We start from the raw sequence: 15,158 nt of genomic DNA on the forward strand, positions 1-15,158 counted from the left end.
TAAAAAAATTATACAGATGAAAACAATCTTTAAAAATCTTAGCGTTGCTCTTATATTAGGAATAGTTGTAATGAGTGCTGGAGGCTGCGAAAGCGCTAATAGTAATGTGGATACTAGTGTAGATGCTGGAGCATCTTCAGGTGAAATCTCAGGAGTTTGGGAAAAAGGAACTACACACAATATTACGGGTGATGTGATCATTCCAGAAGGAAAATCGCTAACCATTGAAGAAGGAGTTACCGTAATTATGGATCCTTTGGCAAAAACCGAATTTATTGTAAAAGGGAATCTATACTCGTTAGGAACAGTCGATAATCCTGTAAAATTTACAATACAAGAAATAGACAGAACAGAAGAGAATAAATTTGGTAAAAAATGGGGTGGAATTTTAGCCGCTAAAACTTGTGCCGAACTCATTTTGGATCACACTATTTTAGAATATGGAGGAAGTACAACTTCAGACGCCTCTTCGTCGGTAAAATTAGGATTATACAAGGCTGTAGCTGGCGAAAATTTACCTGCTTTATGGTTTTCTAACGTAAATGGAAAGCTGGTCGTAACCAACTCTATTATTAGAAATTTTCAGGAAGACTGTACATATATTGAAGGAGGAAATATTATTTTTTCAAATAATATGTTCTATACTACTGGAGTTTCGGGTGGTGAAGCGATGAATTTCAAATCAGGTTGTTTAGTTGACGCAGCTTATAATCTGGTCTATAGTGCTAATACAAATGCGTTTAAATTATCTAATGCAGGTGTTAGAACTCCACAAGCCGATATTGTGGCTTACAATAATACATTTGTTAACACAGGATGGCGTAGACCAACTGCTAAAGGGGGATCTGTTTGGGTCGAAAATGCTGTAATAGCACACATACATAATAATTTATTTGCCAATACCCGCTTTGGTATTAAGAGAGATACGAAACTCTTAGAAGATGCTCGCTCTTCTTATAGTCATAATTATTATTATGGATATGATCAGACAACAGTAAATCAATTTCAACCCTCTACCGATGTTATTGGCGGAACAAGCGAGATAAGAGGTACAACTGCTGGCCAAAATGACCCAAGTTTTGTTAATTACCCACTTAACAATCCTGTAAGTAGCTCTGATTTTAATACCTCTTGGGATTTTCATTTAAAATCAAATTCTACTGCACTTGGTAAAGGAACAACCACATTTACGAGACATTTCAATGATCCCATTACTTTTAGTAATGGGTTGGCATATTCGTCACCAGCTCCAAGTACTTTTATAGGTGCTTATGACGTAATCAAATAAAAACAATTTAATTCTCATTATAAAGTGATTAAAAAAATTATTTCTAACTATAGGCTTCTTTATATTTTCACTATATAAAATATAAAGTACAACGCAAGCAAATGGATCGTTTGATCAAACTGAATGACAAGATTGTAAAAGCAAACGAGGAAAAACGCATGAGCAGCAGAGATATTAATTAGAAATAATTATATAATTGCATTCAAGAGTTAGGTTTACACAGCTAGTCTGGTAGTTAGATTTATAATAAAAAGAGCAGCAGTAAACATTTGTTTATTGCTGCTCTTTTTATTTTATCTAGACTGTTTTGGAACAATTCCTTATCTTCTACCTTTGCTCATTTCATCCGCAGAGATGTAACCATCTTTGTTACTATCTCTTTTTTCAAAATTTTCCTTCAGATTGCCTTTAGCTTCCGATTTTGAGATTTTGCCATCCTTATCAGTATCCATTTTTTCAAGTATCGATGAATAATTTGGCGGTGTGGTAGTAGAATTTGCTGGTTCTGCTTTCTTTGCTTGTGGTTGCTGTGGTTGTTTTTTTCCTCCTCCGATTTTAAAATCATCGCTTGGTGTTCCCACAAAGCATCTGCTGGCCGAAGGAAATTCATCAGAAACAACATAGTAATAAGTTCCATTTGGGAATTCAGGAGTGACACCTGTTCTTCCGTTACAAGCATCTAAATCGCCGAAGTTGTTCTGATACTCGTAATCGCGCACGTACTTACCAGAATAGCTACCATTCGGCGCCGTAATTCCATCTCCTGGTCGCTCTCCCTTTTTCAATGTGTAGCTTGATTTTAATTGAACCACACCACTCTTTGGATTCATTGGGTCTTTGTAGCCCATTTTGTAGTACATTGGGAATCCGTCTGCAGCCCAACCTACCAAAGTCATTTTATTTTTATCGAAATCGGCGACTAATCCCGTTGGTGTTCCGTGATAATGATACTCACCGTTGGGTTGTACGTGTGCATTGTTGTAATCTTCTCCTAAGTTTACTTCGTCACTCAATGGTTCCAAGGTCCATTCATAATTGGGCTGATTGGTTTTGGTGTTTTTAAAAAATTCGTTAGCAGAAGGTTCGAACTTTACCCCATTTATAGCAACACCAAAGACATAATTTGGTTTTCCGCTATCAATTCCTTGATCGTACACAAAGGTTTTGTCTGCCGCCAATTCTGGAGTTAAATCAATGGCATATACTTTATCCTGCTCTGAAATTTTATTTGGGTTTCCTTTTGTTGGAAATTGTCCAACGGTGTGATTCGGTATTGCATTTGACTTAATAATACGTAAATCATTTTTTTTGTCTTCCGTTATAGAAACTTTGTTTTGAAGAGCTAGTTTTGCTTTACTAGAATTCGAAATTTCAGGAAGATTTTCATTATTGTGAGAATGCGTTACCCCATCATGGCTATGTTCTTGTTTAGTAGTTTGAAGTGGTAAAACCATTAAGTCTTTAGCATACAAAATAGTACCAATGTAGTTTTCTCTTAATCCAGCAGTTGTTGCTTCTTCGTCGATATTAGTAAAATTAAAATGAGTCAAGACTAAATTTTTTACATTTGCTTCTTTAGCCATTAATGAACTTTCGGACAAATTAACGTGTGCTTTTTCAGGAGTCTGATTTTTACCTTTTTGGGAGCCTGCGTTACCTTTATTTTTGGATGCATTTCTGTTTTTGCCCAACTCAATGGTTCCACCGGAGTCCATTATTAAATAATCTGCACCTTGAGCCAAAATAGGTAATGATTTAGAATAGGTCAAATCTCCAGAAACTACGATTGACTGTCCTTCAACTTCAAAGCGATATGCTAAGGTAGCGATGGCATGATTTACAGCTGCATAAGTAATTTTGATTTTTCCAATGTAAAAGGGAGTGTTTCCCGTTAAGTTGTTTACAGTATAGTTTGATTGGATAGTTTTTAAACTTCTTCCCGATTTTGATAGTCTGTAGTCAATATCTTCTTGATAGCTTTCTAGAATATTCTCTGTTATTAAGGTAGTTTGCTTTGGCCCTGCAATCGTAAATTTATTCCCGCCAAGGAGCGACTGAATAAAAATTGGAGCGAACTCTTCGTTGTGATCCAAATGATGGTGTGTAAATAGTAAACCATCAATATCTTTAATCTTAGTATGATTTTTATCTAAATTGGTTTGTGTGCCATTTCCCATATCGACCAGTATTTGAGTGTCTTGGTACGAAATCAATACAGAAGGCCCTGATCGATCCGCATTCAGTTTTGGCGATCCCGATCCGATTATGGTCGCAGTTAAATGATCATTATCCTCCTGGGCAAGTCCGTTTGTTGTGAATCCTGCAACTGTTATAAGTGCTAGGGTTAACTTTAATATATTTTTCATACTGTTCTGTTAGCTTATTGAAGTAGTTCTTTGACTGCTGAATCCTATCAAGGTTTAATCAACGAGTCGAGCAACTTTTTATAAATGTACAGTTATCTCTAGTACTTTCAAATTATAATGATTAGATTTTAATCTGATTTCAGGCTGGTGTCGTCTTGGGTTCACTATTCTTTGATAGATTTTTATCGAAATGTAATTCCATTATTAATTTTATAAATTCAACTTCTCTAGCCCTGACTGAAATGGAATTCCTTATGCAAGAGGCTGCTGGTTTTCTAGGTATAAAAGAGCGACTAAAAGAAGCTCCTTTTATACCATAGAAAAGCAAAGTCTATAAATAAGAATGTAATAAAAGGCAGGAATAGCTTCTAAAAAAGATCTGTCATTATATAAAAATTTAAGAAGTTCAATACTCCCGTGTATGCAAATCTTACTTTCGAAATAAACAAGAAAAGGGACGATTGTGTTCATCATAAGTTCGAGTTCTATAATTACTTCCAAAATAGTATCTGGTAAAATCTAATATATCGCTCTATAAATTGCATGTCTGTTTTGTGATTTGATATCTTGAAAATAAGAAAAAGTTGCATTTTCAAACAATAATATATATTTTGAAAGAATAGAGGTGCTAATTTTTAATTTAATAGCTTTTCAGCACTCTATTTTGTATTTAAACGTGTTTTTAAGAATAAATTAGGATTTTATTTTAAAGTATTTGTGATTAGGGCGTCTGAGTGAATATTTTTTCATAACTTAACATGTCTAAAATAATTATCGATTTAAAGTGCTGATTTTCAATATTAAAAAGAGTAATTATTGTAGCGAAGTTGTATAAACTAGGGATGCTTTTACTATTTTATACGTTTTTAATGTATTTATGATTTATAATAATTATAGAGTTTAAAAGTAGCTCGCTAAAGTATTTATAGCTACAATAGAATTAGGACTATCACAAATTTATGGTGGTGTCGCTCCAGCTAGGTTTCGAATAAATAAAGGAATGTGTAAACTGACTATTATGAAACTTCTTAAACTGTTTTCATTAATTCTCTTCATTAATTTAAATATTGATGCTGTTTACGCTGGGCCCACGCTTCCGCCTCCGGTGGGTAACCCGCCCAAAGCATTACCTATTGATGCAGAGCTGCCTTGGCTATTTGGATGTGGAATTCTACTGGGAGTATTTTTTATGTATAAAACAAAAGCTGAAAAAAATTAGTATAAAAGATGTAAAATATTTCGAAATGAAAAGAGCAATATTTATAATTATTCTGCTTGCAACAACGAAGTGCTTGTCGCAAATTTACTTTAGTCCCAACGCGTCTATGTATGTGAAAGACGAAGTCATCTTTGTCAATCAGTATGTAAATCTAGATAGTAATTCTAATTTTTATTTAAGAAATAATGCTCAGTTGGTACAAGGAAGTACGGGATCTTCTTCTAATACTGGTATAGGCAAATTGTCTGTTTATCAAGAGGGAAATTCTGATAACTTTGATTATAATTATTGGTGTTCACCTGTAGGTTTACCTGCCCTGAGTGTAGGGAACGGAAACTTTGGAATCACACTTTTAAATCAGCCTACTAGTGCAATAGCTTCTTCACCAGCAGTGGCATTGGCTTCAATTATTGATGATGGGTTCTCTAATCCTCTTTCTATCGCTACAAGATGGATTTATAAGTTGAGTAGCGACCAAGGTTACTCAGGATGGAATTTTGTTGGAGACGCTAACTCTATTATTACAGGCGAAGGTTTTACTATGAAGGGAACTAGCGGAACAGATCTCATCGATCCTGAAGGGAACGGAATACCGAACAATTCTGGAAGTGCACAACGTTACGATTTTAGAGGCAAGCCTAATGATGGTACTATTACATTAAATATAGATGCTAACAGTGTTTTATTGACAGGAAATCCTTATCCCTCAGCATTGCATCTTAATGCTTTTCTGCTAGATGCTGACAATAATTTAACTGGAGGTGTTGCTTATTTCTGGGAGCAAGATAGAACGGCAGATTCCCATTACTTAGAGGACTATCGTGGGGGATATGGAGCATATTCTCCGGTAAATTTAGCGTCGAATGGAGTATATGTTCCTGCAACTTTCGATTCCTATAATTCTGATGGTTCATTAAATATGGTTGGCTTGTCTTCTGGACTTATTATAGAAAGGAAATATACACCTATTGGTCAGGGATTTATTGTTACTTCTTTGACAACGGGAACGGTAAAATTTAAAAATTCACATCGTAGCTATTACAAAGAATATGGCTCATTATCACAGTTTCAAAAGCAGGTCAAAGCCATATCCAAAACCAGTAAGAGCAGCAGTTCGCTACAAGAATCAACTGAGGTATCGCATATTAAAATTAATGCAATCATTAATAATCAGGTTACAAGACAGCTTGCTCTCGTTTTTAGTCCAGAGGCTACCGACGGAATTGATTTTGGAATTGATGCTCCCAACTACAATTTAAAAGTACCAAATGATGTACATTTTTATATAGGAAACGAAAACTACGTTATTGAAGGAATCAATTTTGATGTTGCAAAGTCTGTACCTCTTATCATTACAGCGGACGCGCCAGCAAGCTTTAATTTTTATATACCCGAGGTGGTTAATTTTGATACAAACCAACAAATTTATTTATATGATGCAGTAGAAAAATCATATCATAATATAAAAAATGGCAATTACCAATTAAATCTGGATGCAGGAGTTTACCAAGATCGTTTTAAAATCACCTTTGACGACCAAGCAACTTTAGGAACTGAAAATTCCATTTCTCAAGGGTTAGTCATTATACAAGATAATAAGAATAATAATTTAGTTGTGCACAACCCGCAAGAAGCCGATTTGCAGTTATTAAAAATATATGATTTATCAGGCAAAGCAGTATTAGCCAAGAAAAGCTTGGGTACAGCTACACATTATTCTTTATCTACTTCGACGCTTAATAGTGGAATGTATATGGTAAAAATAACTTCTGTGGATAATAACACAAGTACGCAAAAAATTATCATATCAAGATTTAACAATTAGCACCAAAAATATAAACGCAAACTAACAGTAGAAATCATGAACATTAAAACTACTCACTTAAAATCCAAAATCTATTTCACACTATTGTTAACTTTTACCTTTTTCGCGGGTCATGCGCAGATAGGAATTGGAACAATAACTCCTAATTCGAGTTCAATTCTAGATATTACCTCTACAGATAAAGGTATGCTTGCGCCAAGGATGACAACTGCGCAAAGAAACGCAATTTCTTCTCCGGCAGATGGACTATTGGTATACGATACTGATTTGAAATTATTTTACTATTATTTATTTTCTACCACAAAATGGACGCCAGTGAATAGTGGGGTAACCGCTCGTGAAAATTTTAAAAGAATTAAAGCGGCAGATGACCTTTCTGTGGTTCTTGCTGCAGAGTTAGCAGCTGGAGGTGGATCGAAATACGAACTAGATCCCAGTACACTGTATGAAATAAATGGACTCATTTCTTTTAACTATCCAATTGAACTTAATAACGCTTACATTCAGGGTTTGGATACGAATGAAGATATCATTTCAAGAGCGTCTGGAAATCTTTTTGACGGAGCTACCGGGGGAAGCATTAAATCAGTAACTCTCAATGCGACGGGGGGGAAGGTATTTAATCTATCTGGTACTGCTACTCAGAATTTAATTCTCCGTGACTGTATTGTAGCAAATTCCAATACTGTGGGGTCTGTTTCAGGTTTTGGTTTGGTGTTTTGCAGCATTGTGCAATTTTCAAATAATACAAATGGAATAACCTATAATAATATTTCGCAACTTTTATTAAGTAATATGGGGTGGTTTGGAAATAATAGCGGAACATACGAAAAATTAACTGGAACTTTTTCATTAGTTGAAAAACAAGGAGGATTTAGTAAGGTTGACGCAACTTCAATAGGATTTGATGTGTCAGCCTCAGGATTGACTGTTGGGGATGGTGTTTTGGAATCTGTAGTTTTTACAGGGACAAATAGTGCAGGCTACGTAAACCCATATACGACGGGTACCTATCCAGGATATAACTTTAATAATAATTGGAATGTTAATTCACCAGGTATCCCAGAGGAGGGAGACGCTAATGCCACCGGTGGATTTGCTGTAGATTTCGAGGTTGGAACTGGTGACGGTGTTACTTTTACAGATAATACTACCAGAAAAAAAGTAGGTTCTATGAATACCAGTACTACTTATTCCAATTTATTTCGTTTTGCCAGCAATTCTACGATAGCAAACAGACTAATTTACAAAGGGAAAAATCAACGCATATTTCAAGTTTCAGGATCTATATCTTTTCAGGTTTCCGCGGCAGGAACGTACATCATTTATATTGCTAAAAATGGTTCGGTTTTAAGCGAATATAAAGTGTATGGTAGAGGTTTAGTAGCAAATGACATCGTAGTACTTCCTCTAAATGCTTCAGTTTTATTAGCTCCTGATGATTATGTAGAAGTATATGCGCAGCGCTATTCAGTGTCTATTGGTGATATAATTGTTCCTAATATGACATTGACTTTGAAATAATTAAATTTAACTACGTTTTAGTTTTAGAGCTGTTTCAATTTTAGCTCATTTTTAATGCTTTGTGATGACAGTATATTTGAAGTTTAAATATTCAACTGCAACGCGTTAGTGCTCAATCTATCTTAGAACTGTGACAACTTCGGTGATTTGATATACTGATTTATGTGAAATCGACTCGTGGGTGAACCGATTTTTAGTATTTTCTATTCTAAAATAAACTTCACCGTACTATTTTAGGAATTCCTTAAAATTCGAAAATTGTGATTAACTCATATTACTTGATTTGGGAATCAAAACGTCTATGAGCTATACTGTTGTGAATGTAGTCAAGTGAATGATTAGCTTGAGATATTATCTTTTATCGAAAATAGTATCCATATGAAATTCTAAAAACTCTAGTCTAGGTAAATACTTAATTGGCTCTGTAATTTTTAAGTTTTCAATTGCGCCAAAATGAGTTTGATAAAAACTAGATTTAGTTTTCTTTTTTAAACCAGTTGATAAAACGACATGATAATTTTTATTGATACCAAATAATCCTTTATCAAACGCTTTATCATAAAGAGCCGAAAGACAAATTCCATTCTCAGGATTTAGCCTTTCATTTTCATTTACTGACCAGGGTACTATATGACTTGCTAATAATAACTCTGGGATATCAATCCCTGTTATAGCACATTTTGTACTATAATTAGCTAAAATCATTTGTCTAAATACCGATTGATTGACTCTAGCTTTGACTTCTCGTATTTTTGTTTCTCCTTTTACATCTTTTAATCCTAAAAAGAGATCGTTGTACTTTTCCTCAATCGAGATATTTTCTTTTTGTGCTAATATGATTTCACTCTGAAAAATTAACTCCTCTTGATTGTGGAAATACTCGTCCCAAATAGGTTGTACAACTTTAGTCCCACCATTCATGCCTTTAATTCCTCTTGCTTGAAGTGCAGGATCTACGCTAGCAAAGTTTACTAAACGCAAAGCAATAGAACTAGGAGTACGACCAATTAAACTAGCAAGATGAATAATGTCTTTATTTGTACTATGCATTTTCCCAAAAGGAATTTTTAAGTACAAATTAAAAGCAAGAATAAGTTCTTCTTTTGTCCAGAGGTTACGAGTTGCCATGAATTATTTCTTTACAAAATCTACACCAACTCTAACAGGGTGCGCAAATGCATGGTTAGCAATTCTTTGGACATAGTTGGGCCTTAAAGTTGTAATATATGTAATTTCACTAAACGCAATATCTCCATTATCTTTTATAACTTCCTCAACCTTGATTGATTCAATTCGTCTTATTTCAATCATTGAATTAGTGATTTTTGGATCTTTTACATTAAAAGAATGTGGTTTTACATAAACAGGAAGATATTTGTATTTACTAAGTATCTTATTCTCTATTACTAGTTTCTCTAATAAAATTTCTTGCTCGCTTTTATCTACATCGTCGATTATTATAACTTTTTCAGGCTCCAATCCAATCCAACTTATTGCTTCATGTTCACTAACATAACTAATAAAGGCAGAGTCACCTAGTGTATTTGCAATAACAACAGATAATCTTTCTCCCTTTACAAAATAATAATTATTTTTAATTTTGTCTGGTCTAAGACAATCACACAGAGCTGTTATACATAAATAATAGTCACCGTTTTTATCTTTAAAAATATCTCCGAAATTTAAATTTGGCTGACTATTTTCATTTAAGCCTTTTATACTAACTGAATTATAAAAAGTATTAATTAATGCTACTTGATTGTCCTCTAAAATAGAAGATAAATCATTCGCAGTTGCTAAAAAGTCTTCATCTAATAATGATAATTTTGCTGTTCGTAACTTTAAATATGCATGTTCTAGTAAAACTTGTTTTATTAAAGTTTTGAAAGGAATATCGTTACCATCATTTGTACTTTGAATATGTTTTCTATGTGCAAATAAAGCCTCTTTCGAAATTTTTAAAAGATTTTCATCTATGAATGAGCCTTCGGAATTGAATATATTCTGCATTTCAATACCTAATAACTGTGTAAAACTATTTTTTGAATTCTCGATTTTATCAGATAAGTTTTTAATAATTTCAATTGGAGTTTCCTCCAAAGCATTTTCTTTATTTAGAATACAAATAATTGTATTATTAATAATTAGAGATTTGCTTTCAACTGAAATTAATGAAGGCTTATGATTTGCCTTAGAGCTTTTATGATAGTTTTCAGATGCAAGCATTAGTAAAAATAACGCTTCTTTTTTATCAATTCTACCTCCACATAATTCTATTAAATCTTCAATAATTATACCTTCGCGATGTAGCTTTCCTAAATGTTTGCCGTTAATTGAGTTGTTAAAATCAATGAAATTATATGTTTTTTTTATTTCATCTATTATCTCTTCATTCTCAGAAACATAGTCGCTATTTAAAGTTTCAAAAATCACTTGATTGATGCCTGAAAAATAAGACAAAACATTAAGTAAAATATTGTCAATATTTGGTTCTGTTGTGTAAATGCAACAAAAATTAATATGATTAGAATCGACAATACGTTCTAATAGTTCTAATGAATATTCTTCACCGTGTTCTCCTTCTAATTTCCAATCTAGCAATACTAAATCTCTATCTTCTAAAAGATATTTTAGAAGATTTTCATTTGTTCTATCAGATTGTTTAAACTTATGAATAGCTAAAGATATCCCATCTTCTTTAAATTTCTCATATACTTTCATTGACAATCGTTCTTCTAGTACAGAGTCATTTAAATTGTCATATTCATAAATTCCTCTTGCTTTTTCATCAATAAAAACTGCAGATTTAATCGATGCTTTTACTATTTCTAAAGTCTTTTCACTATATGTCATTTTCAATAGTATTAATCACGAAGCAAGCTCCATTCAAAGAATTATATTTTTTTTCGTTTGTCACATAAATATCCAAGCCAGCCTCATTTAGACTTTGTTTTGATAAATATAAACCGATACCTCTACCATTTGGACGTTGTGAATAAAATAAGTCAAAAATTTTATCTTTTCTGTACTCTGGTATCTTTTCGCCTGAATTAGCTATTATTATCTCTTTAGTATCAACAAAATAATCAAGTTTAATAATACGTTCTTCCTTATTACGCATCCAATAAATAGCATTGTTTATTATATTTATAAAAACAGTATGAATAACAGGCTCTCTAATTGTTAATAAATGATTTTTGAAATTGTCTGAAACATTAAACTTGATATTATAATCAGTTATTTGATTCTCAAAAAATTCTAATAAATATTTATAAATAACATCACAAGAGACATTTTTGATTAATGCTCCAGAAATTCTATACAGAGGTGATAACAAAGCATATTTATCTTCTAATTGCTTAAAGTTTTTTTCAAGAAATCCAAACTCTCTAATTGAATTAATATTGTCATTTTACTTAATACGCTTATTTGATTATTGATTTTTGCGTATAATTGATTAAATTCGTGATCAATTATTTCTACTGCAATACCCAATTGAGCCGTATCTCGAGTTTGTTCCCATTGATATTTCATTTGATCATACTGTGCTTTGTAAGCACCTTCTACTTCTTCCTGATTAATGTCAAAAGTCAATCTTTTTATGTGATCTACTAAAGGAAATAGTGTTTTTTCTGTTTCTTCAAACAAGCTATAGTAATGCTTTTCAATTTCATTAGTATATAGACTCACTTGTTCTTTTGAGATAATCTCACTGATTCTCTTTTCTTTATTTGCAGAAAGGGAAATAATTAATCGCTTAGCTCGTTCTCTGTAATCTTTTGACAAAAAGCTAAACCTATCATCAAGCTGCTGTCTATTTTCGTTCAGTGCCCTTTCTAATGAAGAAATATAGCCATTATATTTTTTCGTGAAATCAATTTTTAAATCTCTAATCTCTAGTTTGCCCTGCGCTTTCTTATTTAGATCCTCTCTTTTGGGTGTAATTACTTCTATGTAATTATTCAATTTATTTTCAAAATTGAGCAGCCGCTCCTTCTGCGGGTCCGTCGGCTTATAGTGCTTGGGTATTTTGGGTATTAGTGATTTAAATTCTAAATCCATTTTTTGAATTTCATCTAATATACCCTCAACTTCTGAATAAGTAACGTGTATGCCGTTAAGTTTTTCGTCTAAAACTGATAGTAGATTTTCATATTTTTTCTGGTATTCCTCTAATTGCTGAGGATAAGAATTCAAGGATTTTGTAAAGGTTGTTTTATCTTTTTTTTCTCTAGCTTTATCTGCTTTTAATGCTTGATTTTGATCATTAATTTCTTTCTTTTTATTAAGAAATAAAGATTCTTTTGCTTCTGTTGAGAAATAATCCTGTGCTAATGTCACAAAAAAACCAATGATGTCATTTGTAAAAGCTTGATATTGAGTGTTTGATATTAATCCTTCACGGCTAGATTTGTCTATAAGTTTAGGGTTTCTATTTCTCTCTAAACCAAGATAGCCAAACATTCTTCTGTATGAAAAGTAATAGGTACCAGCTCTTAAATTTCTTCTTTGCTCAAAATTTAAAAAATCTGCATTATGCCTCCCATATGGCAAAACTCTAAATTCATCACGATAAATATATAAGCCACCATATAATTTAGATTTTGCTTTTAGACTTGTAAATTGTTGTTCTGTAAGAAGGGATGACTTTTCTTCACCTTGTGAGTATCCTAATTCAATTGGGACTTCACCATAAAAAGAAGCTGATCTTCTCTTTCTTGGGTTAAGATATTCATAATCAATTACTTGATCGTAAATTCTAATTTGACCTTTGAAGCCTCCATTCCCATCAAATTTTCCACTTATAAGTACATCAGCTAAATCAAAATCTTTTATCGTAAAAAAATTACCAGATGAGGTTAGTAAATCATATTGTTCGGATTTAGTATAAATATTCACAACTGTAGTAATATCTATAGTTTTCTCCTTAAACGGATTTGTAAAACCTGACAAACTGGTTATTACAAACATATTTTCATCTCGATTATCATCATCAATTTCTGATAATTCTATAATTTGATTAATAGGGTTAAAAGTTAAAAAGAATGTACCATGGGAATCGTCAGAATTAAAAAAACTAGAAATATTTTCTAATACTGGAGCTTCTAATATTGCTTGGTTGGTATCAGCTATGATTTCAGATTTTAACATAATCTGTTTTCCTTCCCAAATGTCTTTATCATTCAAGTCAGTCTCTTTGTCAAAATTGGATAAAAATTCTTTCTTCAAAACTGTGAAAAGGAAATCTAGATTATCTAGATTATCTACTGATTTTAGTGGAATATTAATATCATCAAGAAACAAGTTATAATTCTCTAACAAACGCCAGTCAAAATACAGAGCTTGTAATGGATAACCAATTTTCTTTGTTAGCATCAGCATAGGATTCCCTAAATATGCTACGGATAATCGACCAATACCTTTTTCGCCAGCTTTTATTCGAGGACGTTTCCATAATGTGTCTTCGGATTCAATTTCTAGTTCTGCTCTTGACTTTGAGTCTGTTCCTAAAACTAACCACTTGTCTAAAATATCTGAGCTAGACATACCTTTTCCGTCATCAGAAATAGTGAAATAAGAGTTCGAAAGACCATTATATCCTTTTTTATATAATTCAGCCTTTAAGTTATCAGCATAGGCATCGTAGCCATTTTTCCATAACTCTGTAATGGCTGTTGGTAAATCGGCAATTTGGCCTTTACCTAATAAATCGACCGCTCTAGCTTTAGTTCTAAATTGCATTTAGATGATTGTTAATTATTGCTTTTCCTATGGATTCAGCATATTTAGGAGGTACTGCATTTCCTATCATTCGTGCAGTATTTGCAACGCTCGTTGCTTTGAAAACGTAATCTTTTGGAAAAGTCTGTAGAGTAGCTCCTTCACGTATTGAAATCGCCCTATTTTCCTCAGGATGTGCAAACCTACCATTAGACATACTAAAAAATTTAGTGGTGATTGTAGGAGATTGTCTGTGCCACCACATTCTACCATAGGTGTCTTTGAAATTTTTTGTGTCCAAATGATGGCATTTAGGCGCTAAATTTTTATCATTAACATAACTATCTCGTGAACCGCCATCTTTATCTGTTAAATTTAATCTGTCAATATTTATTTGTTTTAATCCTGCAACAGTATGATTAAAGTCTGTGTAATCTTTATGACCCGCTGGAACTTTAGGAAAACCATTATGTTCTCCAATAACATCGTAAACTGTTAGTCTTTTACCATCAAATTTTAATGGTTGTAACTCCTTATCAGTAATTCTGTTAGCAATTAGAGTTAACCTTCTTCTGCTTTGTGGTACACCGTAGTCATTTACGTTGTGTACTTGGCAGTGTACTTTATAACCTTTTTCTTTTAACCATATTTGAAAATCATCAAGGCCACTTTCTTCTTTTCTTCGCAGCACACCAGGAACATTTTCAACCACTACATATCCTGGGTTGAAATATTCAACAAATCTTCTAAATTCTACTAATAAACTTTTTGATTGAGTTGATTTGGTTCTGTCTGTATTTATAATGCTCCAATATTGACAAGGACTACAACCAATTAAAATTAAGTTATCGTCATTTTTTTTCAAATTTAATTCCTTTTGCAAATCTACTTCTTTGTAATCAAAAGCATCTTCGTGAAGAAACTTAGCCCCTTTAATATTTCTTTCATATGTATCTTTACATGTAATATCGTAATCAATTCCAGCCAAAATTTTAACCCCTGCTTTTTGCATGCCAGAGCTCATTCCACCACCAGAACAGAAAAAATCTACTGCTTTTAATATGTTAGGCTTTTGCCTCATAGTTAAATAAATATTGTATTGTTGTTTTTTCAGCTTTACTTCGAAATCTAAGATTGTTCTTGTAAGAGTAATATTTTTATCATCTAAGTATCATTGTATGCAAATATAATTAAATTGTAATAATATACATTGTT

Annotated in this window: 10 protein-coding genes; 4 read left to right on the forward strand and 6 right to left on the reverse strand. The window is 32.7% G+C overall.

The window, feature by feature from the left end; genetic code table 11:
* The first annotated feature begins 16 nt into the window (after window positions 1-16).
* The gene (locus LXH21_RS13775) at window positions 17-1,288 is read left to right on the forward strand and encodes a right-handed parallel beta-helix repeat-containing protein (protein WP_239867004.1); all 1,272 of its coding nucleotides are present in this window, start codon (window positions 17-19) and stop codon (window positions 1,286-1,288) included.
* Window positions 1,289-1,608: 320 nt separating this feature from the next.
* Here LXH21_RS13775 and LXH21_RS13780 read toward each other — a convergent pair whose 3' ends face one another.
* Window positions 1,609-3,654 (reverse strand): YHYH protein, encoded by a 2,046-nt coding sequence (locus tag LXH21_RS13780; RefSeq protein WP_239867007.1) that lies wholly within the window; start codon window positions 3,652-3,654, stop codon window positions 1,609-1,611.
* A 1,018-nt stretch (window positions 3,655-4,672) separates the two neighbouring features.
* On the opposite strand from LXH21_RS13780, the gene LXH21_RS13785 reads away from it, so the two are divergent.
* Genes LXH21_RS13785 through LXH21_RS13795 form a run of 3 tightly spaced genes read left to right on the forward strand, consistent with a single transcriptional unit; the run spans window position 4,673 to window position 8,222 of the window.
* On the forward strand, window positions 4,673-4,873 hold the full coding sequence (locus LXH21_RS13785; protein ID WP_239867010.1) for a hypothetical protein: 201 nt from the start codon (window positions 4,673-4,675) through the stop codon (window positions 4,871-4,873).
* A gap of 25 nt (window positions 4,874-4,898) precedes the next feature.
* Entirely contained in the window at window positions 4,899-6,698 is a 1,800-nt protein-coding gene (locus tag LXH21_RS13790; protein ID WP_239867012.1) for a T9SS type A sorting domain-containing protein, read from the forward strand.
* Window positions 6,699-6,734: 36 nt separating this feature from the next.
* Entirely contained in the window at window positions 6,735-8,222 is a 1,488-nt protein-coding gene (locus tag LXH21_RS13795) for a hypothetical protein (protein WP_239867015.1), read from the forward strand.
* A 351-nt stretch (window positions 8,223-8,573) separates the two neighbouring features.
* Here the strand turns inward: LXH21_RS13795 and LXH21_RS13800 are convergent, their stop codons facing one another.
* The 5 genes from LXH21_RS13800 to LXH21_RS13820 are packed head-to-tail and all read right to left on the reverse strand — an operon-like array spanning window position 8,574 to window position 15,024.
* Entirely contained in the window at window positions 8,574-9,350 is a 777-nt protein-coding gene (locus LXH21_RS13800; protein ID WP_239867018.1) for an HNH endonuclease, read from the reverse strand.
* 3 nt (window positions 9,351-9,353) lie between these two features.
* Window positions 9,354-11,075 (reverse strand): response regulator receiver domain, encoded by a 1,722-nt coding sequence (locus LXH21_RS13805; protein WP_239867022.1) that lies wholly within the window; start codon window positions 11,073-11,075, stop codon window positions 9,354-9,356.
* Window positions 11,065-11,559, reverse strand: coding sequence for an ATP-binding protein (locus LXH21_RS13810; RefSeq protein WP_239867025.1), 495 nt, complete (start codon window positions 11,557-11,559; stop codon window positions 11,065-11,067). The genes LXH21_RS13805 and LXH21_RS13810 overlap by 11 nt, the downstream gene beginning before the upstream one ends.
* Window positions 11,560-11,573: 14 nt before the next feature.
* Window positions 11,574-13,964 carry an ATP-binding protein gene (locus LXH21_RS13815; RefSeq protein WP_239867028.1) on the reverse strand — a complete coding sequence of 797 codons (2,391 nt, stop codon included), beginning with the start codon at window positions 13,962-13,964 and terminating at the stop codon, window positions 11,574-11,576.
* Window positions 13,954-15,024, reverse strand: coding sequence for a DNA cytosine methyltransferase (locus LXH21_RS13820; protein WP_239867031.1), 1,071 nt, complete (start codon window positions 15,022-15,024; stop codon window positions 13,954-13,956). Before LXH21_RS13820 ends, LXH21_RS13815 begins: the two co-directional genes overlap by 11 nt.
* Window positions 15,025-15,158 lie beyond the last annotated feature (134 nt).

The organism is Flavobacterium algicola, assembly GCF_022399565.1.
Lineage (GTDB): Bacteria > Bacteroidota > Bacteroidia > Flavobacteriales > Flavobacteriaceae > Flavobacterium > Flavobacterium algicola.

What these genes read in the sequence shown, in the direction of transcription:
- LXH21_RS13775 (WP_239867004.1), top strand. Translation starts at nt 17, where the DNA reads ATGAAAACAATCTTTAAAAATCTTAGCGTTGCTCTTATATTAGGAATA.
- LXH21_RS13780 (WP_239867007.1), bottom strand. Translation starts at nt 3,654, where the DNA reads ATGAAAAATATATTAAAGTTAACCCTAGCACTTATAACAGTTGCAGGA.
- LXH21_RS13785 (WP_239867010.1), top strand. Translation starts at nt 4,673, where the DNA reads ATGAAACTTCTTAAACTGTTTTCATTAATTCTCTTCATTAATTTAAAT.
- LXH21_RS13790 (WP_239867012.1), top strand. Translation starts at nt 4,899, where the DNA reads ATGAAAAGAGCAATATTTATAATTATTCTGCTTGCAACAACGAAGTGC.
- LXH21_RS13795 (WP_239867015.1), top strand. Translation starts at nt 6,735, where the DNA reads ATGAACATTAAAACTACTCACTTAAAATCCAAAATCTATTTCACACTA.
- LXH21_RS13800 (WP_239867018.1), bottom strand. Translation starts at nt 9,350, where the DNA reads ATGGCAACTCGTAACCTCTGGACAAAAGAAGAACTTATTCTTGCTTTT.
- LXH21_RS13805 (WP_239867022.1), bottom strand. Translation starts at nt 11,075, where the DNA reads ATGACATATAGTGAAAAGACTTTAGAAATAGTAAAAGCATCGATTAAA.
- LXH21_RS13815 (WP_239867028.1), bottom strand. Translation starts at nt 13,964, where the DNA reads ATGCAATTTAGAACTAAAGCTAGAGCGGTCGATTTATTAGGTAAAGGC.
- LXH21_RS13820 (WP_239867031.1), bottom strand. Translation starts at nt 15,024, where the DNA reads ATGAGGCAAAAGCCTAACATATTAAAAGCAGTAGATTTTTTCTGTTCT.